The sequence below is a fragment of the Euzebya rosea genome, assembly GCF_003073135.1.
GTDB classification, from domain to species: Bacteria; Actinomycetota; Nitriliruptoria; order Euzebyales; family Euzebyaceae; genus Euzebya; species Euzebya rosea.
Window position 1 is genome coordinate 19358 of record NZ_PGDQ01000025.1, and the last position, 20930, is coordinate 40287.

General features: G+C 61.2%; 19 protein-coding genes. 3 read left to right on the forward strand and 16 right to left on the reverse strand.

Annotated elements, in window-relative coordinates; genetic code table 11:
• Positions 1 to 11: 11 nt before the first annotated feature.
• Together CUC05_RS22925 and CUC05_RS22930 are read right to left on the reverse strand one after the other, a co-directional pair.
• Complete coding sequence (locus CUC05_RS22925; RefSeq protein WP_157965913.1) at positions 12 to 602, reverse strand: hypothetical protein; 591 nt, start codon at positions 600 to 602, stop codon at positions 12 to 14.
• A 217-nt stretch (positions 603 to 819) separates the two neighbouring features.
• On the reverse strand, positions 820 to 2736 hold the full coding sequence (locus tag CUC05_RS22930) for a DUF4012 domain-containing protein (RefSeq protein ID WP_157965914.1): 1917 nt from the start codon (positions 2734 to 2736) through the stop codon (positions 820 to 822).
• A 75-nt stretch (positions 2737 to 2811) separates the two neighbouring features.
• Here CUC05_RS22930 and CUC05_RS25000 point away from each other — a divergent pair, with 75 nt between their 5' ends.
• Positions 2812 to 3105, forward strand: coding sequence for a hypothetical protein (locus tag CUC05_RS25000; protein WP_157965915.1), 294 nt, complete (start codon positions 2812 to 2814; stop codon positions 3103 to 3105).
• A 9-nt stretch (positions 3106 to 3114) separates the two neighbouring features.
• On the opposite strand, the gene CUC05_RS22935 is transcribed toward CUC05_RS25000, so the two are convergent.
• From CUC05_RS22935 to CUC05_RS22990, 13 genes are all read right to left on the reverse strand, one after another.
• Positions 3115 to 4782, reverse strand: coding sequence for a tyrosine-protein kinase domain-containing protein (locus tag CUC05_RS22935; RefSeq protein WP_157965916.1), 1668 nt, complete (start codon positions 4780 to 4782; stop codon positions 3115 to 3117).
• 867 nt (positions 4783 to 5649) lie between these two features.
• Positions 5650 to 6786, reverse strand: coding sequence for a lipopolysaccharide biosynthesis protein (locus CUC05_RS25005; protein WP_157965917.1), 1137 nt, complete (start codon positions 6784 to 6786; stop codon positions 5650 to 5652).
• A 16-nt stretch (positions 6787 to 6802) separates the two neighbouring features.
• Positions 6803 to 8128, reverse strand: coding sequence for an O-antigen ligase family protein (locus tag CUC05_RS26140; RefSeq protein ID WP_108668477.1), 1326 nt, complete (start codon positions 8126 to 8128; stop codon positions 6803 to 6805).
• The gene (locus CUC05_RS26145; RefSeq protein ID WP_108668478.1) at positions 8059 to 8946 is read right to left on the reverse strand and encodes a methyltransferase domain-containing protein; all 888 of its coding nucleotides are present in this window, start codon (positions 8944 to 8946) and stop codon (positions 8059 to 8061) included. The genes CUC05_RS26140 and CUC05_RS26145 overlap by 70 nt, the downstream gene beginning before the upstream one ends.
• Positions 8943 to 9527: a GNAT family N-acetyltransferase gene (locus tag CUC05_RS26150; protein WP_108668479.1), complete on the reverse strand. Its 585-nt coding sequence runs from the start codon at positions 9525 to 9527 to the stop codon at positions 8943 to 8945. The genes CUC05_RS26145 and CUC05_RS26150 overlap by 4 nt, the downstream gene beginning before the upstream one ends.
• On the reverse strand, positions 9524 to 10237 hold the full coding sequence (locus tag CUC05_RS22955; RefSeq protein ID WP_205712506.1) for a sugar transferase: 714 nt from the start codon (positions 10235 to 10237) through the stop codon (positions 9524 to 9526). The genes CUC05_RS26150 and CUC05_RS22955 overlap by 4 nt, the downstream gene beginning before the upstream one ends.
• A 35-nt stretch (positions 10238 to 10272) precedes the next feature.
• A complete protein-coding gene (locus CUC05_RS22960) occupies positions 10273 to 11169 on the reverse strand; it encodes a transketolase family protein (protein ID WP_108668481.1) in 897 nt (298 codons plus the stop codon).
• On the reverse strand, positions 11162 to 11971 hold the full coding sequence (locus CUC05_RS22965; RefSeq protein ID WP_108668482.1) for a transketolase: 810 nt from the start codon (positions 11969 to 11971) through the stop codon (positions 11162 to 11164). Before CUC05_RS22965 ends, CUC05_RS22960 begins: the two co-directional genes overlap by 8 nt.
• Positions 11968 to 13077: a DegT/DnrJ/EryC1/StrS family aminotransferase gene (locus CUC05_RS22970; RefSeq protein ID WP_108668483.1), complete on the reverse strand. Its 1110-nt coding sequence runs from the start codon at positions 13075 to 13077 to the stop codon at positions 11968 to 11970. The genes CUC05_RS22965 and CUC05_RS22970 overlap by 4 nt, the downstream gene beginning before the upstream one ends.
• A gap of 5 nt (positions 13078 to 13082) precedes the next feature.
• Positions 13083 to 14135 (reverse strand): DegT/DnrJ/EryC1/StrS family aminotransferase, encoded by a 1053-nt coding sequence (locus tag CUC05_RS22975; RefSeq protein WP_108668484.1) that lies wholly within the window; start codon positions 14133 to 14135, stop codon positions 13083 to 13085.
• Entirely contained in the window at positions 14132 to 15166 is a 1035-nt protein-coding gene (locus tag CUC05_RS26155; RefSeq protein ID WP_108668485.1) for a glycosyltransferase family 2 protein, read from the reverse strand. Before CUC05_RS26155 ends, CUC05_RS22975 begins: the two co-directional genes overlap by 4 nt.
• A gap of 237 nt (positions 15167 to 15403) precedes the next feature.
• The gene (locus tag CUC05_RS22985) at positions 15404 to 16786 is read right to left on the reverse strand and encodes a TrpB-like pyridoxal phosphate-dependent enzyme (protein ID WP_108668500.1); all 1383 of its coding nucleotides are present in this window, start codon (positions 16784 to 16786) and stop codon (positions 15404 to 15406) included.
• 67 nt (positions 16787 to 16853) lie between these two features.
• A complete protein-coding gene (locus tag CUC05_RS22990) occupies positions 16854 to 17429 on the reverse strand; it encodes a YdcF family protein (RefSeq protein ID WP_108668486.1) in 576 nt (191 codons plus the stop codon).
• 111 nt (positions 17430 to 17540) lie between these two features.
• Here CUC05_RS22990 and CUC05_RS22995 point away from each other — a divergent pair, with 111 nt between their 5' ends.
• A complete protein-coding gene (locus tag CUC05_RS22995) occupies positions 17541 to 17753 on the forward strand; it encodes a hypothetical protein (RefSeq protein WP_157965920.1) in 213 nt (70 codons plus the stop codon).
• 1415 nt (positions 17754 to 19168) lie between these two features.
• On the opposite strand, the gene CUC05_RS23005 is transcribed toward CUC05_RS22995, so the two are convergent.
• A complete protein-coding gene (locus CUC05_RS23005; RefSeq protein ID WP_108668489.1) occupies positions 19169 to 19852 on the reverse strand; it encodes a TylF/MycF/NovP-related O-methyltransferase in 684 nt (227 codons plus the stop codon).
• 496 nt (positions 19853 to 20348) lie between these two features.
• On the opposite strand from CUC05_RS23005, the gene CUC05_RS23015 reads away from it, so the two are divergent.
• Positions 20349 to 20759 (forward strand): hypothetical protein, encoded by a 411-nt coding sequence (locus CUC05_RS23015; protein ID WP_108668491.1) that lies wholly within the window; start codon positions 20349 to 20351, stop codon positions 20757 to 20759.
• Positions 20760 to 20930 lie beyond the last annotated feature (171 nt).

The following is a 20930-nucleotide window of genomic DNA, read 5'->3' on the forward strand; positions in this document are numbered from 1 at the left end:
GCGACCGCGGGTCACCGGCGGATCCGCCGGATGAGGGGCTGCCAGTTGAGCCCGACCAGCAGGATGGAGGCGATCAGCAGCGCCGCGATTGCGTACGCGGTGTTGCTGGAGGTCGCGCTGTCCGCCGTGTTGGGAGTGAAGGCCGCCGTGGGCGTCACGTTGTAGGTGTAGGTCTGGTTCTTGGCCTGACCGGAGAGGTCCTGGCCGGACACGCGCACCTCGTAGGTGTCGGTGTCGACGTCGGCAGGAACCTGCAGGGCCACGCTGAACGTGCCGTCCTCGGCGACGTCAGCCACGATCGTCGATTCCCTCGACGCCGCGAAGGCTGCTTGGCCTGACGGGTTCACCGGGTCCTGTTCGATGACGTCCGGCGCGCCGGGCTCGCCCGGGCAGTCGTCGGAGTCGAACTCGCGGTCGATGGTGACCGTGGAGCTCCCCCAGTTGTCTCCGGTGACGATGATCGTGCCGCACGGCGTCGTCTGACGGATCTGGCCCTCGGTGGGTTCCGGAGTTCCCTGAGGCGGCGGGCACGAGACATAACGGCCTGGCACGCACGGCGCCTGGGCCGACGCGGGTGCCAACACGCCGAAGGACGCCACCATGAGCGTCATGACGAGTAGGACTCTGTACAGCATGTTTCTCCCCTAGCTCTTGGGATTTCGCGAAGCACAACGAGGCGAACCCGATTTGGATCCCAAGCCCACCCGTGAGCGACCCGCAGCATAACGAATCGCCGGCCGCGAAGTACACCAGTATTTGATCCGATTAGCGAATCAGCCGGTGCATTCTCGCAACTACCCCTCAACTAGTCACCGTGCGTCAGCTGGACCGCACCAGACGTAGATCGAAGGACGCCGTGCGTGACAACACCCCGTCGATGGTTGTTGACGCCGTGCGCACACCGTCCTCGGCCTCGAGCGCCCAGCCGAGAGGCGCATGGACGGTCAGGCTGTAGCTCGTGGGGTTGATCGTCGGCTGGTACCACAGGGTTGGGCTGACGCTGCCCTCCGCGCCACTTGCGTCCCAGAGATTGACCAGCTCGAAGTCGTGGACCACGGTGACCTGATCGCCTGCGGGTGCTCGCTCGACGGTGTTGGCGATCCGGTGGCCGAGCTCGTTGTCGTACCAACGCCCGAGCTCGAGCGCGTCCGGAGACCTGACCCCGGTGTAGTTGCAGGGGCCGCAGTACAGCGAGATCAGCGACACAGCGTCGCCTACCCGGAACCGGTTGTCGCCGTCGACGTTCGGGCCGATGAAGTAGGACGGAACGCCGCCGGTCGGGGCATCGTTGACGATCGTGATAGCCATCGTCCCGGTCGCTGACCCGTCGGGGTTCAGGAACAACTCCAGGTCGAGTTCCTGATGCGTGAAGTAGTCCACGTGCGACTCGGAGGTGTTGAAGGCGATGGCCGCGAAGTTCCCCGGTTCCGGCGGCAGGAGCTCCCCGGCAACCCCGAGGCGGCCGAGGGACTCCTGCACGTCGGGGTTGGCGTGATGCATCAGGAGGTGACCGTCACCGACGACCTCTGCAAGGGCGTCGAACCGAGCGCGAGGGGCAGCATCGCTGGTCAAGAAGGCCTCGAGGACGGTTTCCGCCGCGATCCCAACCGCTGCCCGACGTTCCCCTTGGCTGTCGAACTGCTCTGGGGCGTCTCGTATGACCTGTTCGATGACAGTGTCGGCTCGGAGGGTGCCAATCTCGGTCTCTACCGGGCCTGTGACCCGCAGGAACGTCTGAATCGCAAACGGGTCAACCACGATCACACCGTCGATGCCCTGCCCGACGGCCTCTGGGGCGAAGGCCTCGATCACGTTCGCGACAGAGGGGAAATGCGGAGAGCTGTTGACGTTGGACCAGCTGCCTCGTCCAAGGTACGCGGTGCCGTACCGATTGAGGAACTCCTCGGATGGCGCGGTGTCGGCGTCGAGGAGATCCCCTGGGAGGGTTCCAACGCTGATGAACTGTGACAGGCTTGCTCGTCCGTTGATCGCGGTCAGGAACCCGTAGGCACCCATGATTCCTCCGAGGGGACGCTGCTCGGCCGGGTTCTGGGCGCCCACGAAGTAGCGCTGCGTGCCGTCTTGTCCGAACAGGATGGGCAGGACGCCAGCCAGATCGACGCCGGCCTCGATGGTCCCGATGATCTGCTCGAGTTCTGCCAGCAGTTGATCGCCAGCTTGATCGATCCGAGCAACGCGCGTCTGCTCCGGTGCCTGCCCGAACGCATCGCGGATGTCCCGGAACTCGGCAAGGGCATCCGCGAGCGGGCTCTGCAGCGATGCAAGCTGATCCAGCCACCCGGAAGAATCAAGGTCGAGCGCTAACGTGGTCAGACCAGCCCCGCTGTCCAAGGCGGCCTGTAGAAGGGCTTCCCCGGTGCGTGCACTTCGGGCTGCAGTATCCGCCAATGCCACTGCTTTGCGCGCGGTGGAACCCACGAAGGGCATGACCTGCATCACGCTGAGCGGTTGTCGAGTGAGGAGACCGCTGGCCATCTCCGCATCGGCGCGAGCGCTGGCAACGCGGCTCAAGGCCGCGTCCAGATCGCCTGCAGAGACGGCGCCGCTGGCATCCTGGATGGCCGTTCGCGCCCGGGTCAATGCGGTTTCGGCAGCTCGGGCATCGCGCACCGCGAAGATGCCCAAGGCAGCAAGCCCGGAGACGACCAGGCCGACTGCGGCGACCGCCCCTAGCAGGTGTCGTCGACGCCGGGGAGTTCTCGACATAGTGGTCATGGTGCCATCCCTAGGGGTTGATACAGTCACGCTGCGCCGAACCGGCGAATCCGAACGTGGCAGGGAGGTCGAAGCGTGATCAAGGTCGTGTGTGACGTCTGCGGGGCAGAGGAGGCGACCTCCGCTCTGACCGCTGAGTGGCGGACGATCACGTTCGCTGCCGCTCAATGGAGCGGAGAGAAGGACGCACATGCGCCTGCTCAGCTCTGTTCAGTGACTTGCGTGGCGCGTTGGGCGGAGGCACACGGGGCTGCCGCGACTTCCACGGCCAGCAAGAAGACGGAGAGGCGCATGTCGGATGATCTCAAGAGGGCGATGAAGCGACAGGTGGACCTGCGCACCCTGGAGGACGCCAATCCCGCCACCTGACTACTGTCGCTACTCGCTCATTGCAGTCTCAGCGGCACTGCCGCGGTTGCGCCGACGCCCCTTGGAAGCCTTCGACCCACGGCGATCGGCCGGCGTCTCTCCGTACCCGTACGCGTAGCTGTACCCGTACCGATAGGCATAGTCTCCATATCCACCACCGTCGAGCTTGGCCTTGGTGTAGATATAGCCCAAGACGGGAGTTCCAATCCTGTCGAGCCGCTCGCGCATCTCGGCCAGCAGTTTCAAGCTAGTGCCTCGCGCCACGACGACGACGATGCCGTCCACGTTCGTTGCGATTGCCGACGCGTCAGAGGCCAGCAGCAAGGGCGGACTGTCCACGATGATCAGGTCGGCAACGTCCTTGAGGCGGCTGATAGCCTGTCGGAATCCCGGCGTGCGGAAGAACGCAGCCGTATCATCGCCCAGTGACTTCGCCGGGATGAAGGGGACGTGCTTCCCCTCGTCGGCGGTCAGGGGCACCACGATGTCCGCGAGGTCGTTTCTCGAATCTGCCAGGGCGGGCAAACCACCGGTGTCCTTGGCCGCGAGTCTTCGGGTCAGACCCCTCACGCGAGTGTCAGCATCGACGAGAACCACGGCACGGCCATCTTGAGCGGCTGCTACGGCAAGGTTCAAGCACGTCACGGTCTTGCCATCCACGGGCGACGCCGAGGTCAAGACCACGGAACGCCCACCACTCTCAGCCAAGGCGAACGCGAGCGCGCCCACGAGGAACTGGTAGGCCTCACCAGCGGGCGACTTCGGTGCTTCCACCGTGGGGACTGACCCCTCGAGGCCGAGTTCGTCGAAGCTCGGCACAGTGCCTAACAATGGGGCCTTCAGCATCCGGGACGGATCGTTCCGATCGTCAGCGGTCGCCCTCTCATCTGCGCGCCACCACGCAAAGGTCCCAGCACCCAGGGCGCCGAGGATACCGACTAAGAGAGCGTTGCGAATCGGGGTAGGCGCGGACGGAGTGCGCGGCGCCACAGCACGTTCAAATAACTCCACCCCCGACCCAAAGAGGACCGAGTCAACAGCAATCTGATCTATCCGGCTGTTTATCGAGATCAGTTGGTTTACCGCCGCATCACGCTCCGCGCGGGAACTGGTATCGCTCGGCGCGGTCGACAACCGTTCGTCCAATCGATCAATAGTTTCCTGAAGATCCGATCGTTGCGCTTGCAGCTCAGATAGGGATGCCTGGGTTGAACGCGCCGACTCTTCGCGAACGACCGCTTGATACGCCTCCCCTAAAGCGTTTGCGAGACTCGCCGCCCCGTTCGCCGTCGAATCGGTCGCTTCGATGGTCAATTGATCAAGATCAGTGGCTGGGCGAATGAGGCTCTGATCCCGAATCGCCTGTACATCAAGGCGACCGTCCATGAGAATGCTAGCCCGATGAAGGACCGTGTTCGACTGGGCAAACTCCGCCTGATTACGCACATACCGGGACGGATCCAAGAAGTTCACACCGGTCTCACCGAATAAACCTGTGTTCCGAGGGTCGGCGAGAAGGAGCGACGCCTCTGCTGTGTATTCAACAGGTTGAAGAGCCGAGACGCCGAAAGCGAGCAGAGCCGCTGCAACTGTCACGAGCAGCACTCGACGCCACTGAGTTACCACGCTGGCTATCACTGGACTCGCCGGCGTACCTGCGACGAGGGTCTCTGGCATCTCACTCAAAGGGTCCTCCGAAGTTCTAGAGACGAACCGTAGCCCAGGATGCTCCCGAACGTGGTATGAGGGCATCAACGCTCGCTCTCACGCATTGACAACCCCCCTCGTGCCTGCACGAATTCATCGGGTGCTACGAGTCCTAGTTGCTGCAGGCACAACGGTGTCTCGTACCTACCGACCGAGCGGACGCTGCCCCATTCCGCGCCTAGCAAGGTTGCGGAAGGCGTCAACGTGAGACTCTTGGCCTCGGTGTGGTGGGGCCTAGTCAGCCCGATCATACCCTCCAGCATGCCGCTTTCGGCGCCGCCCCACCAAGATGTTCGAGGTTCGACCGCCCGCGACCCCAAGCGTGCGCGGTACCCGGTGTACAAGATGAAGCCGGCCTGGGGTCCGCCACGCCTTGGTCGATCACCCCAACGCAAGAACGAGTGGCCGTAGTATTGCTGCCAGATGCGCCTGAGACGCAGCCTCGTCGGTCTGCTTCGATCTTCTCCTTTGCCGTCGCGGTTGGCGATCCGTAGCCCGCTGATTAAAACACCGCCACGACCCAGGGGGCCCTAGGCAACCGGGGCCCACCGACATGAGGCACTGGCCATCCCGCGCGCTATTGGGGGGGCTGCGACCTTGACGCAGTGTTCACGACCAGTACGAACGTGTCCAACTCCAAACATGCCCTCGATCGCATTCGCACCGATAGCTACCTCCGTTCGCTGTATGGTCGCCCCCCGCCACCCTCCCTTCCCGCACCCATCGGTCGCTAATGGTGGCATGATCACGCAAAACGCCTGAAACTCAGACAGGAGACCTAGCAAAACTAGTTGCTGCGAGCCCGCCAACTACCTACCGGACTCATCCCCCGTCCTATCAGACCTCGCTAGCGACTACCCGGGAGAGCCTCCGCACTGCATATAACGCCGCACTTGAGTAGACCAGAACAGACGCCAACGCAGCACCCTCTGCCGACCAGCCAAGTATCAGAATTGGGTAGACAATCAACCCGATCATCCCGCTAATAAGATCTGTCGACGCCGCCGCTTGTGTTTGCCCGAGAGAGATTAGCCGATTCACCCAGAGGCGGGAGACGGCGAACGCCTGACCTGAAACAGTGAGCCAGAACGCCAACCACCAAGATATGGCGAACTGTTCCCCTAAGATAAGCGGTACAAAGTAGAGTACAACTGGACCTATCAGCAGGAGGGCACCTAACAGGGCCAGCACTAGCCTACTCATGCCGAATCGCTGCACTGCCATTCCATCCGGACGCATGGACGCTTCTGACAGCATCTGAACGGGCCACCCAAGCATTTCCCCCAACGTTGCCGGAACCGAGTACACACCTAACGTGGCCAAATTCTGGAATGCTGGCAACAATAGACGGTCGGCTCTACGCGTCGCAAATAGCGCTACTCCAGACATCGTGAGGCCGGCGTGGTAGGACCACGCTCTCCAGTGCCCCAGGAACTCAAGTCTGTTTGTACGTTCTATGACAAGGGTCGAGACGGCCAGACTAAAGGAGAGCAGAGATACCGCCCCAACGACACCATCAGATCGACCCCTCAAGAACAGTGAAATCGCGGCCAAGCCTAGGACTTGCCCGACGAATGCTTGCAGCAGGAGATCACGAGTTCGCCGCTCAGCAATCAGCAGTCCTCGCGCAATGCTGTAGCCCGCAAAGCAGAGAGCGCCTCCGATGACCACAACTCCTTCCCGAAGCAAAGCGACCTCCGGAGACGGAGCGAAGCTTAGCCCAGCCAATATCAGACCGACTGCGCTAAAAGCCCGTGCTCGGCCATGTTCGGATCCAAGAATCCTCGCTTCAACCAAGCTCGGCGCAAGCCGCTCGACGCCACCAGCGACAACTATGGCAGAACCATATATGAGTTGCAGAAGGAGAGCATACTTACCACGCCCAGTCGGGCCCAAGAGTGCGGCGGTGATAAAGGTTATACCTAGACTTCCGAGCGCCGTCGCCCCCTGTGAGACAACCAGAACTGCGGCCAAGCGCCGGGCACCTCCCTCAGAACGTGGACTGATGGAACTCACCATGCGGTTGACCTATCGCAAGAAGAAGCGTTGCATAAACAAACATTGCGCGGTTGTCCACAATATCACCCGAGACCTGAGCCCCTACCAACGCCAGAATGAACCACGACGATAGCAGCATGGAACTCGGACGAGAGGACCGAAATATCGCGACTCCGGCGGTACCAATCGTCAAAACAAGGACTACCAATCCTGCCACCCCTGCCTCACAACCGACTTCGAGAAATACGTTGTGCGGATAGGGCCATCGCGACATACTAGCGAAGGATGTAGTACCTAGCCCGATCAAGCCAGATGTTCTCGCGCACTCGAGACCACTCGTAAATAACACATCACGCTGCGATAGGTATAAGTTCTCGAACGTACGATCCACAATACGATCATCATACACATCCACCACACTTGCCGTGCTGGCGGGCGCATAGGACCATATAAGGAATACGGCGACTCCCACAACCGTTATGGCCACCAAAGCGGTCCGTGCACTCGGCCTCAACTTCACTACAAGAACCATTCCAGCCAATAGGGACGCAACTATTGCCCCCCTGGAACCCGTAGCTAGGACCAAAAGCCCTACGATGGGAGCGAACACACCAGCCCAAACCCTGTACGTCTTCCTTTTTGACCGAAGTGCCAAGTACACCAAGCCCATTAAGAGGGTCCCAAGATGACGGCCCAGTGTGTTCGGCCCCCCACCGAGCACAGCCAGCCGGCCACCTCCCAAAGCCAACAGTCCGAAGAGCGCCAGGATGGACCCTAGCAGCAGCACCCCAACGAATAAACCCTGGAAGAAGTCACTCGACCTCCCGGACCATACACATATAACAACGGTCAACAAGACTAGGAGAAGGAGAACCAGCTCTGAAGCCCTCGCATGTGCCAGTCGAGGTTGGATCGCCCAAATGCCTGACAGCGCAACCCAAGCCACCAGAAGAGGCGGTAGCCAGGCGGTTCGTACAACGGGGGTCTTCTCCTGCCCCGACGCTGCTAGGACAGCCGACCCGAAGGCTAGAAGAGCCATTACAAGCATCGGCCTAGACAATGTCCGAAAAATGGGGTCCGGGTCGTCCTCGAAGGGATTCCACCGACCCACAAACGCATAAACGGCGGTTGCCACGCCACTGACGACCGCGCTAGCACGATCCCTTCGACGCATCCGGACTCGCCAAGAAGTTGACATTCCTACTACGGATCTCCTACCAGCAGACTCACGCCGCGCTGGGAGGCTCATTAGGGCCGCCTGAAAGCAAAGTGAGCATGAACCGTCAAAAGGTCTTCGAGCGAGTAGGGGGTCGGGCATGAAAATCTCCCAGACAGGCGAGGAGGGAGTTCATCAACTGGGCGGATATCCGTGGTCAGAGTCTCAAGGTGAATGAAGCCCGCCTCCGAGAATGCACGGACAAAGTCAGAGGACCGCAGTCGATTCTGGTAGTGCAGGGGGGGGTTCCACAGTCTCCAGACCCTCTCTGAAGCCTGGTAGAACGAGAAGGGTCGGGCGGACATATAGTGATCTCCCATGGAGGCGTGCATGACCACCACACCGCCCGATCGGACGACCCGAAACAACTCAAGAAGGATGGCATCTAGATCCGCTGGCCGGAGATGCTCCAAAGTATGCGCACTCGTGGCCCCATCAATACTTGCACTTGCTAGGCCCGTGCAACGAGCATCCATGGGCGCTAAGTACTCAATGCCCAAGTCAGTGAGAATTGCTTCCACATGCTTGACACTCGGCAGAGGTTCGGCGTCCAAGGCCAACGCGTTCACCCAATCGCGAGCAAGCGACAGGGAGGGTAGGTCCAAGTGGCGTTCTATGTCGACCACCACCTGCCGCGTATACCCCATACGTGCCATCATCAATGGATTGAGCAAATCCCAACCCGCACCAAATTCGAACGTTCTAGTATCGCGTGTGCCAAGGTACTTGTGTAAAAGTCGTTCGTTCGCGGAGTAGACCTTGAGGGCCTCCTGACCCACACTCTCAGATCTAGGGACCGTGCGGGTGACGTGGCGTTGTACAAAATGGTAGACAGCCTTGCCGAAGGGAAACACACTAAAGATCCATGCTGCGGCGACCTTAATGTACGGTCGAAGAGAGGCGTACAAAAAGGGGGTCATGTACTACGCAACACCTTTGCGTAGCACCTCGGACGTGGACCTATAGCGGTGTCCGGGTCCAAGTCCCAACCTGCCCTTTCGTACAACGCATGCCCTGCGGTCTGATTCTGACCGCTTTCAGCGCGAATAAGCGTTACACCTCGCTGAGAGCAGATACGCACGACCTCATCCAGGAGGCGGCGCCCGATACCTTCTCCTTGGGCGTACGGCGCCACACTGATGGCATACAAATTGTACACCTCGGCCGAATGCTGTCCCGAAGCAGTCCCTGACAACCATCGCCGTCTGACCTCGACAGGGTGGCGAAGAAGGACGTAGGCGACGTCACGGATCAGACCAGTGTGGCCATGCCTGATAAGAAACGGGAGCGATTGAGTCCGGGCAGGTGACGCAACAGCAAATCCCTTAAGGGCACCACCGGCCCTAAAGCCAACTGAAACGGATTCCGGCGCGCGGATCAATGCACTATAAACCTTGGCCAGTGCCGAGGGTCGATACATCACCAACAATCCCTCCGACATCGTTGCGGCATGTATCCCAGCCACTTCCCCTGCGTCGTCGATGGTAAGGCTTTCAATCATTCTGGCGGTAACCCCTCGTCCGGCTTTGATACCCTCCTCGAGGCAGCCTCGAGAGTCTCAGGATCCAAGCCCCTTTCGGCGAGTTGATTAACCAGCAGTCGAAGCACCAGCCGCCGATTGATGGGGTTCATCCCGGTTAATGCCATTAAAACGAGATCATACTTTAAACTGCTGGTCGCGATATAGTGTAGCCCCAGTCTAGATTTCCAAGGTCGAATACGGCGGTCGTACTCACCCTCAGGATCTGACCCGGCAATGATCTCGCCTTCGTCTGCAAACACGATTGATGACGCGTCGGTGATACCCGGGCGGACCGTCAGTAGCGTTCTCTCCGCACGTGTGTAGCGAGCCACATCAGCCGCCACTTGCGGTCGTGGTCCGACCAGCGACATCTCCCCTCGCAGGACATTCAGGAATTGGGGGACCTCGTCTAGCTTTGTCTTTCGAATCACACCGCCAGCCTTAGTAATCCGTTTGTCACCTACACCGGTAGAGGCGACACCCGATTTATCGGCATTCACGACCATCGAACGCAGTTTTATTAGGCGGAACGGCTTACCTCCCAGACCGATTCTATCGGCAACATACAAAGGATTATGCCTGTCTTCCCAGAAGGTAGCCAAGGCCGCGATGCCCGCCGCCGGCCCAAGGACCACCAGCCCTAGAGTTGCGCCTACTAAGTCCAGCAATCGTTTACGCTTCGACGACACGTACTGGTTCGTCGTTGTACCTTGGCATTGACCCATTAGGCCAGAACCTCCCCTAAGACCATGTTTGAAACCGATTCGGCATCGAGACCGTAGGTCGAACGCATATATTCCTGGCTACCTACAACCGAACTCAGGACATTCGGCACGGACACGGAGAAGTGCGCGACCTTCCTTCGCAATCGACAGGAAATCGCCTCATATACCCCGCCGTCACGATTGTGTTCTTCCACTACGACGACGTTGGAGAAGCCATCCAAGAATCGGACGAATGACTCCGGCAACGGCTTAACTCTGCTCAAGTAGACGGGAGTCGCACCGCATGTCTTGGACGCACGTTCTACGATCTGCTGCGTCCCACCCACGCCAACCAAGGCGACAGCGTTCCCCTCACGCTGTGCAGCGTCCCCCGGCGACGCCCATCCCCCACGAAAGTCGCCAGAAACCTCCTCTGACGATCCGCGTTCCAATCTTATGTAGGCTGGCCATCCTTGCTCAAGGCATTCAGTCAACGCTTCTCTCGCTTGGGAAGCGTCCCCAGGCGCGTACACATTCATGTTGGGAATCGCCCGCATGATCGCGATGTCCTCAGTTGCATGGTGGGAGTAGCCGAGTGGACCGTAACCGAAACCCGCGCCCACCGCGACTACGATCACTGGTAGCTGATGGTATGCAACATCGTTGCGGATCTGCTCTAAGCACCGCATAGTAGCGAAGTTGCCTATGGAATACGTTATGACCTTGCAACCCTCCATGGCTAGACCGGCCGCGAAGCCCATCATGAATTGTTCGGCCACCCCTACGTTGATAAACTGCTTAGGAATCTGATGTCGGTAGGCATCAAAGATGCCAAACCCAAGGTCTCCGGTCACTAGACGGATGCTGGCGTCATTCGTAGCAACTGACAGTAGTTGTTCGATGAACTCGTCACGCATGCTGTCGTACCTCCCGCAAGGCCGCCTCGAACTCGTCCCCCTGGGGCGTTCTGTAATGCCAAAGGACCGAATTTTCCATGAAGGAAACACCTTTTCCCTTGGTGGTATGCGCCAGAATAACGTTTGGCCGATCAGGCGTTGCTTCCGCGAAGGCTGCCTTCAGCGAATTGAAGTCATGCCCGTCGGCCTCTGAGACATTCCAACCAAATGCCCGCCATTTTTCAGCGAAGGGTTCCAAGCCCACCGTCTCTGCAACGGCTGCGAGACTCTGAATCTTATTATAATCAATTATCGCAGTAAGATTGCCTAACCCATTGTGGGCCGCGATGAGAGCTGACTCCCATGTGGTGCCCTCATCGCACTCTCCATCACTCATCAGCACGTATACGCGGGGCCGTTGCCCCGTGCTCCGCAGGGCATGCGCCATCCCCACGCCCACGGGCAGGCCGTGACCTAGCGATCCCGTCGAGAACTCGATTCCCGGGAGGCCGACGTGAGAGACGTGGCCACTCATGAGGCTACCGTCGGCGTAGTGCCTGTGCAGGTAGTCAAGTGGGAAGTACCCGAACTCAGCAAGTACGGCGTAGAGGGCGGCGCCCGCATGGCCCTTAGACTGAATGAAGCGGTCTCGTTCCGGTGCCTGCGGGTCTTTGGGCCAGTGACTAAGTTCATCCGAATACAGCTGGACGAGGATCTCTACGATGCCGAGGGCAGAGCCAACGTGACTGCTCTTTCCCCGGTTCGTCATTTCAAGACAATGCTCACGGACTTTACGTGCGAGATTAACCTTCTCCTGCGTCATGCGGGTCCCTCGTAGAAACTCCGCACAGCCGCTGCCACCTCTAGGACGTCCGCATCAGACATATAGGGGTTCATCGGCAACATGAGGATACGAGAGAAAACCTCAGTCGTTCTCGGACAGTCGCCACTTAAACCAGGCAACCCAAGCTGGTGAAGTGCCTTCCCTCCCCAAGGGAGAAGAGTTCCAATCTTCTGGTCTGCCAACGCGTCCCTCAACTCATCTCGATCATGCGCTTCGATCTCATAGTTCTGAAAGACGTCAAACCTATTCGGTTCCTCGCCAGGGGGCGCAGGTAGGCGCAACTGGGGCAAGTCCCGCAACTCCTGATCATACAGGGACGCGATGTCCCGGCGACGGTCCACTGTCCGTTCGTACTTTTCCAATTGCACGGACAGGACCGCCGCCTGCACCGTGTCCATTCGACTGTTCCTACCCCACGTCCTGATCTCACCGGTTTCATCTCGTCCATGGTCGCGGAAGGCCCGCATGCGGGGCAACATGTCCCCATGGCGACTTACCAGTGCCCCCCCGTCCCCGAACGCTCCGAGCAATTTGGCCGGGTAGAAGCTATAGGCCCCGAAGTCACCGACTGTACCTGCGGTCAAACCGTCGACGCGCGCCCCGACGCTTTGCGCCGCATCCTCCACCACCCGAAGGTCATGCCGTTCGGCAAGCCTCTTGATGGCAGCGGGGTGGACGGCTCGACCATTGAGATGGACCGGCACTAGAGCGACCGTGCGGGATGTAATCAAACTCTCAGCGTGCTCTAGGTCGATAAGGTGGTCTTCCCCACAGTCTACCAGAATGGGTTTAAGTCCAGCCCAGTGGATAGCTTCGGCTGTGGCCACAAATGTATGTGACGGGACTAAGACCTCGCCTCCCGCGGGCAGGCTCAGTAGTTCCAGAGCGATCTCCAAGGCGTCGGTACAGTTGTTGACGCCAACCACCGAAGGCACCTCGAGGTAATCCGAGAACGCCACTTCGAAATCCGTTAATGCCTTCTGCAGAATGAAGCCACCTGATTCGAGGACACCTTCGATTGCCCTCTGGTAACTGGCCCGGTCAACTTTGTAGTGTTCGGAGTAGGGAAAGTAGGTAACTGGCATAACGGCTATTCCTTCCAACTGCGGGCGAAACGTGCTATTCGGGCAGCCTCACCCAACGAGAGTCGGGGTGTGATGGGAAGCGACACGATGTGCTGAGAGGCTTCTCTTGCATTCCGAGTGTGAGCAATCTGGGAGTTGTAGATCTGGGGCACTAGGTCATCTGTTAGGGGGTCTACGGAGGTCGCGAACCAGTCTGCCAATTCGATAAACCGACGCCTGGCAGCCGAGAGCACTCTGGCCTTGTCGGCCACCCATATTGGGTAACGAAGAAGTTCTGCCTCGTCTTCATGGTCCACGGAGGCACCTACGACGGCGTCATAGATGGATCGGATGGCCCCAAGGTGCGGTTCGCGTTCGGCGCGTTTGCGCCCCACGGTTTCGATTCGCGCGACCGTGCCGGGTTCCAACCTTCTCCTGAATTCCGTATCATTGATGTCAAAGTTTCCCTTAGATGAAAATCTTCCGATGAGGTTGAAACTCGCTTTTAGTGCCCAGTATGTCTCTGGCCGATAGGAGTATCTGAATGCCGCGGCCATTGCGTCATGAACTGGATCGGATGGGGCCAACTCATAGGACGCCGCATAGACATCTGCTAGAAGTCGGCGATATTCTTCGTTGAGGACTAGTCCGCCTCCCCTGCCCAAGGGCAGTGGTTTTCCCCACTCATAGGAGAAGACACTTGCGAACGCCCGACCCTCCTCAAAGTACGGTGCATCCGTTCGATGCGCGGCATCCTCAATAATTGGCACGGAGGACGGGAGCGCTTCCAGTGAAGTTCGGGGGAACGTCGCACCGAACGTGTGCTGAACAATAAAGGCGTCTAGGTGACCCGCAGATCTCACCTGCGCCGCACCAGGGAAGATGGACCTCTCGGCCGTATCTACAAACACCGGATGGTGCCCGGCAGCAACCACCGCGTCAGGCACGGCACGACAGGTGTATGCCTGAAGACCGACCCGAGACTTCGGGTCAAGATTTAGAATTCTCAACGCGGTTGCCATAGCGACCCGACCGCGAGGAAACACGAACTGTGGCAACAGCACTTCCGTGGCGTTCATCGACGTACCACACGATCAAGTAGGCCAAGTAGCGAACCGGCACCGTAGGCAACGTGGTGGATCGGGTATAGAAGGGCTACAACAGGCAATACGTCAGACCGTCCCAATCTGTCGGCACTTCGCTTCGCATAGACTAGGGACAACGCGACATAGGGGATCGGAGCATAGGTTAGTTTGGAGCACCTCCCTTTTAGGAGTCCGAGCCAAGTAAGACCCAGCAGCAAGAGGCTTAGAGGGGCGAAATTCCGTCGTGCCAGCAATCGAAAGTCTGTAAGTGAGTCGGCATAGAACAACCAACGTGCCCCGTCGAATGTCCATTTGATCGATTCCTTAACGGAAGACCTCGCGACGTACTCACAACGAATAGTAGGAGACATCGCTATTCGGCCCCCAGCATGACGAAGCCTGTAGTTAAACTCTCGGTCCTGCGCTCGAAGCAAACGCTCATCAAATAGACCTATTCGGTCAAATACATCCATCCGATAACAGCCCCCGAACACTGTATCGACGTCCTTTGGTTCTGCGCTCCCAAGTCGATAGCTCGCATCACCGGCCGCAAACGGATCATTCAAGAGCGCAGCCAAAGCGGCCCCGACTAGCCTCGATGGGATATGGGTATCTCGGACGCCCCCCACGTTGTCTGCTCCACTATCCATGAGGAAGCCAACTAGGTCCTCCAGGTACGTGGAGGGATACGAAGCGTGAGCGTCTAACCGGACAAAAACCTCGTAGTTCTTTCGTCGCTGGAGGGCTAGATTCAGGGCCGCAGGCTTGGAGCCTCCCGGATTATGTAGAAGTTCCACAAAGTCATACTTGCGGCCGTAGTCCTCTACAAGGCCAACCGTGCCGTCCGTGCTGCCCCCGTCAAGGACAAGTACGCGAAGCCTAGACACTGGGTAAGTCCCCGTCCTCAAGCCCTCTAGGAGTCTGCGAATATGTGGCGCCTCGTTTAGTACAGGCATCGCTATCAGGACGCGCGGGGCCCTCGTGCCGGCGACAGTCTTCGATTCTCGCAAGTCTTTGCTTTCCATACGGGCCTACAGATGACCGTGTTCTGGGGCATGCAGAGTCTACAAGAGTGAAGGTGTACCGCGCTTCTGCAAGGTGAACCAGTACCGCGGACTCGCACGCTGGGTAGCCAAAGGGCCATCCGTGTTCTAGGAGATATGTCGGCACTATGACAGCATGTTAGTTCATGGACGTCGGCCAGTGGATCTCGGCTGAACCTGATTTTTGGTCAGATTCCCAGAGGTATAGGCACGTGTGGACTATTCCCGTCTACTGACCGGACCTTCGATCGCCGGAACGCGACTCATCGCATCGGCGATCTTGGCCTCCGGGTAGTCATAGTCGCTCAGGTCGCCCGCGAAGTAGGCGTCGTAGGCCGCCATGTCGAAATGACCGTGGCCGCACAATGCCGTCAGGAGCACTCGTTCCTCCCCCTTGTCCTTGGCCTTCAGCGCCTCGCGGATGGTGCCCGCCAGTGCGTGGGAGGGCTCGGGGGCCGGGACGATGCCCTCGGTACGGGCGAACTGCACGGCGGCCTCGAAGCACTCGACCTGACCGATGGACTCGGCCTCGAACATGTCCTCCTCGTACATGTGGCTGATCAGCGGCGACATGCCGTGGTACCGCAGCCCACCGGCGTGGATGGGGTCGGGGACGAAGTCGTGGCCCAGCGTGTGCATCTTCACCAACGGCGTCATGCCGGCGGTGTCACCGAAGTCGTAGCGGTACTCCCCCTTGGTCAGTGACGGGCACGCGGCCGGTTCGACGGCGATGACCCGCGGGCTGATCGACCCGCCCAGCTTCTCCCGCAGGAACGGGAAGGTCAGGCCGGCGAAGTTCGAGCCGCCGCCGGTGCAGCCGACGATCACATCCGGCGTGTCCCCGACCTTGGCGAACTGCTTCAGCGCCTCCTCACCGATCACCGTCTGGTGCAGCAGCACGTGGTTCAGCACGCTCCCCAGCGCGTACTTGGTGTGCTCGTCCTTCACGGCCATCTCGACGGCCTCGCTGATGGCGATGCCCAAGCTGCCGGGCGAGTTCGGATCCTGCGCCAGGATTGCCCGCCCGGCTTCGGTCAGCTCCGAGGGGCTCGAGTGGATCGTCGCGCCCCACGTGCGGATCATCGACCCGCGGTAGGGCTTCTGGGTGAAGCTGGCCGCCACCTGCCACACGTCGAGCTCAAGCCCGAACTGCGCACACGCGAACGACATGGCCGACCCCCACTGGCCCGCTCCCGTCTCGGTGGTGATCCGCTGCACACCCTCACGGGCGTTGTAGTACGCCTGCGGCACGGCCGTGTTGGGCTTGTGCGACCCCGCCGGGCTGGTCCCCTCGTACTTGTAGTAGATCCGCGCCGGCGTCCCCAGCGCCTTCTCCAGCCGTCGCGCCCGGTACAGCGGGCTCGGGCGCCACAGCTTGTAGACCTCCCGGACCTCCTCGGGGATGTCGATGTAGCGCTCGGCCGACACCTCCTGCTCGATCAGCGCCATGGGGAACAGCGGCGCGAGGTCCTCGGGGCCGATCGGCTGGTGCGTGCCCGGGTGCAGCGGCGGCGGAGGCGGCGTCGGCAGGTCCGGCACGATGTTGTACCAGGCGGTCGGCAGCTCGGACTCGTCGAGAAGGATCTTGGTCAGGTCGCTCATCACCCGCATGTATAGAGGTACCGGCGGTACGTGCGCCACCCCGTTGCCAGTCCTGTTGCGGAACCGCTCAGGAGCAGGCCGGGTCGATCAGCAGCGCGAGCAGCCCACCGGTCTCGTGGACCACCCACCCCGCATCCAGCCACGGCGTCTTCAGGTATGGCGCGTGCACCACCGACAGCTCGGCGTCGGTGCACCCGGCGACGGTGGCCTCGGCCCGCCGGGCGTGGAAGCCGGCCGTGACGAGGATCACGTCGTCCCACCCCTCCTCCTTCGCCATCGCGGCGAACACCGCAGCCTCTCCCCGGGTGGTGTCGGGGTCGGGGTCCATACACCGCACGTGGGGAGGCGGGTCGGCACAGATCCGGGCAGCAGAGGCCTGTCTCAGATCATCGGCGTCGTCGGCGATGAACGTGATGACCAGTTCCCGCGCCGCCCCGTGTTCAAGCAGGTCCATGCCTGTCACCGCGCGGTGGTCGTTGCCGGCCAGGACTAAGATCACGTCGGCGTCGCCGGGCAACGGGTCGGGTGAGGCGCCGAATACCCAGACCGCCCCCGCCGAGTAGGTCAGCACCCCTAGCAGGACGGCGACCACCACCGCCCGCCGCGCGCCCGCCCCTCCCCCGCTTGTGACCTCCTCCTGCACCCTGCCAACGCTACCGGCGGAACGACATCTCCGTCACAGGCCCTCACCCACCGTGCCCCACCGATGTGACCCCTCTGGGCTCGCGGGAGTCCGACATCCGAAGGAAACCCGATGTCTAGCCGTCCGACCCTGCTGGCCCTCATGCTGGTACCGGTCCTGAGGGCTGTCACGTGCGGCTTCGACACCGACAACCCCACCGCGGAGGTATCGACGGCTGGGGACAGCGCCACGTACTCGGACGTCGAACCGACCGAGTACGCCGACGCGGCCCGCCGACACAGACGCGGACACCAGAACGACGACCGACGAGCCACCGCCTCGTAGACAGCCAACACCGACGAGGTCATCGCCGTCGCAATCGCCCTGGTTATGACCCTGCCCACGACGAGATGGACACGCTGCCGCTCAACTTCGGCGACGCCCCCGTCGCGCAGACTCTGTCCAACCTGCGCTTCTACGGGGACTCGTCCGCCTTTAACTACGTCGACGAACTCGGAACGATCTAGACTGCACTTAGCACCACCTATGAGTCAGCCGGTCCCGTCCGGTGACGCGGTGCGCTACACCACCGCGTTCGGGCTTGGATGCCAACAACGGCCGTTCCTCGGGGGACGGCACCGTTGCGACGGCCATCGCGGCACTGCTCGCTGCGGGTGGCCTGATTGAGAGCAGGGGCTGGGGACGTTCTCCTACTCCACCGGCATCGAGCTCCAGAACGTACTCATCCGGGATGCGGACAACGGCCGGACGACGCTGGCCTACACCGGTTCGGGTGGGTCGGCCATCACCCAGACGAGCGGTGCCCGCACCTATCGGCCAGGGGTTGTGCGACCTGCCCCTGTCGGGGCGGCGCGTCAGGCACGCCCGTCGGGTTGGAGGTGTTGAACTCCACGCTGGGCCGCTACGACAACGTCGCCACGACCAACCTCACCTACCGGTATCAAGCTCAACGACCCAGACGTTTCGGGACAGGCGTCGTTGTCCAACAACTTCACTGACGTCGCCGCCGAGACCTGCACCATCGGCTATGACCTCGGCTCGCGGGTAAACGAAACCCGGTTCTGCGCAGGTCAGGCCAACAACTGTCTCACCGGCTACAATATCGTGGACATAAACGACGACGTGGTCATCGGATGTTAGGCGTTCACGTCGGCGTTCGACCTCTCGACCAGCTCGGCCTGGGGTGGCCGGGGCCACGTCATCGCGTTCTGTCGGATTGAGCAGGGTACGACCGGGATCGCCGACGGGTCCGGCGTCCCGGAGACCCAGGTCATTCTTACCCACTTCGAGACGACCACGACGCCCGACAGCGCCGTGGGCACTCGGACCATGATCTTCGACCCGACCGACAAGGGTGGCGGCGGACTTCGGTTCCCGATCAACTTCACCACCGACGTCTTCGCCATGCTCCTCCAACTCATCCACCCCTCGAACACCATCGGGCTCCATGTGGCGGACGCCAACACTGGCAGTGGTACGCCGACCACGATTCTGGCGACCACCGAACGGGCACTGAAGTCGTTCCTCCGCGCCGTACGGGGCTGGACAACCTACTTCGACGTGAACGCGCAGGGGCACACCACCGGGTTGGGTACAAGCAGGTCACGGAGGTGTCTACGCCAGGCACCCCGGCCACCGACCAAGTCGATTGTTCGTGCGCGACATCGCATCTGGCAAGACGCAGTTGTGCGCCCGGTTGGCGACCGGGTCCGTGCAGGTTCTGTCGACCGAACCGTCGGTCAGGACTTTATGAACACTACCGACCCGGCCGTATCCGGCAGCGGCAGGTAGTGGACCGCCTGCTCGGCCGAGAACTTCTGGACTGCCGCCCGTGCACCCTTGAACTTCGTCGTACCGAAGTCGTGCACAAAGATGACACCGCCCGGGGCCAGTCGAGGCCAGAACCATCGCAGGCCCTCAAGAATCGGCTGGTACAGGTCGACATCGATGACCGCGAGGGCGAACTTGGCGTCGACGTCTCCAGCGCTCTCAGGGAAGAACCCTTTCACGGGGATGCAGTGGGCAGGGTGGGGCATGCGGGCCATGACGGCGGCTTCGCTGGTGTCCTCGAACTCGACCTTGCCGTGGGAGTAGGCGTTGGCTCGCTCGACCGCGAGGTCGCGCTCGTCAAAGCCCTCGAAGGTGTCGAACAGGTACAGGGTCCGGTCTGGGCTGGTGGCGTTCATCAGCGCCGACGTGCGGCCTTGGTAGACGCCCAGCTCCGCGATGTCGCCGTCGATGCCGCGCTCGTCCAGAGAGGTCAGAGCCTCTCGGATCGTGGCAGCACGTATGTAGTCGAACGAATGCTCCGCCAGTGACAGGGCGTGCCCGTTCGGGCGCTGGAACAGGGACGGTGTCACCACCAGGTTCCGCCTTAGCAGCACCCCGTTGACAGCATTCAAGGCTCTGTACTGCAGTCGCATGACCCACCCTCTCTCGGAAGCGGTGGTCAAGCTATCACGCGGCGTCGGAACGCGGAGGCGAGACGCAACTGATCGACGGGTAGGCCCAGTCCGGCGGCGGCCGTCACTACATCACAGAGGCACCCTCGCAAGTGCTGCCCGAGTGTCGCCAGCCCCGCCGAAGACTGGGGGACCCTCGCGTCCGAGTTCGGGCCCACCAAAGTCTGATGGGCCTCGTCGGGCGCTACTGGGGGAATGGGGCTAGGTGTCCACCGCCGGGTGGCGAGGGGTGTGGGACTGCCACACGGACAGGACGCTTGTCGTGGCGACCAGCGGGCCGAGGGTCACCAGGATGATCGCCGGGGTCCTGGATGACCTCGTGCGGGTCGAGGGTGGAGACGAACGGCAGGTTGAGCGCCGCCAGCGCAACGGATCCGGTGGCGAGCAGCCGGAAGGACCGCGTCCTCGCACCGTGGAGCGCCCACAGCAGGATCGCGGCTGGCAGATCAGGTAGAAGATGGACGGGTCGACCGCGCCTATTGCGACGAAGTTGAGGTTCAGGAACGCGCCGACGGCGATACCGGCCAGCAGGTTCCTCCCGGACAGCAGGGTGGCGGCGGCGAACAGCTGGGCCACCACCACGACGACGGATATCAGGAGGACGTTGGGCTCGACCACGACGTCCACGAACGGCTGGTACCACGGCAGCGCGGTCCCGGCGTGCTGGTCGAGGAACGTGGACAGCCACGTGCCGTTCCACCACTCGACGTCGATGATCTTCTCGATGGCGGCGCGGAGCCAGCCCGTGCCGATGAAGAGCTGGACGACGAGGATCCACGGGGGGGACGGCGAGCCGGTCCTCGACGAACCGGCGGACGGCGTCGCGCCGGGTTGTGGCTGGTGGGGCGGCGGTGCTGATCTCTGGTGAGGGGTGGCGAATCAACATGCCACCACGTTGTGGAGCAACCGTGGGAGGGGCCTGATGGGCGGGCCTGTGAGACTCCTAACGCTGGGGTTCCGTGCGTGGTGCCCTCGTCCCGTGTCTTCGGCGGTCACGCGAGCGGTCCATCGTCGGTCACGCAACAAATCGTGCAGGAGT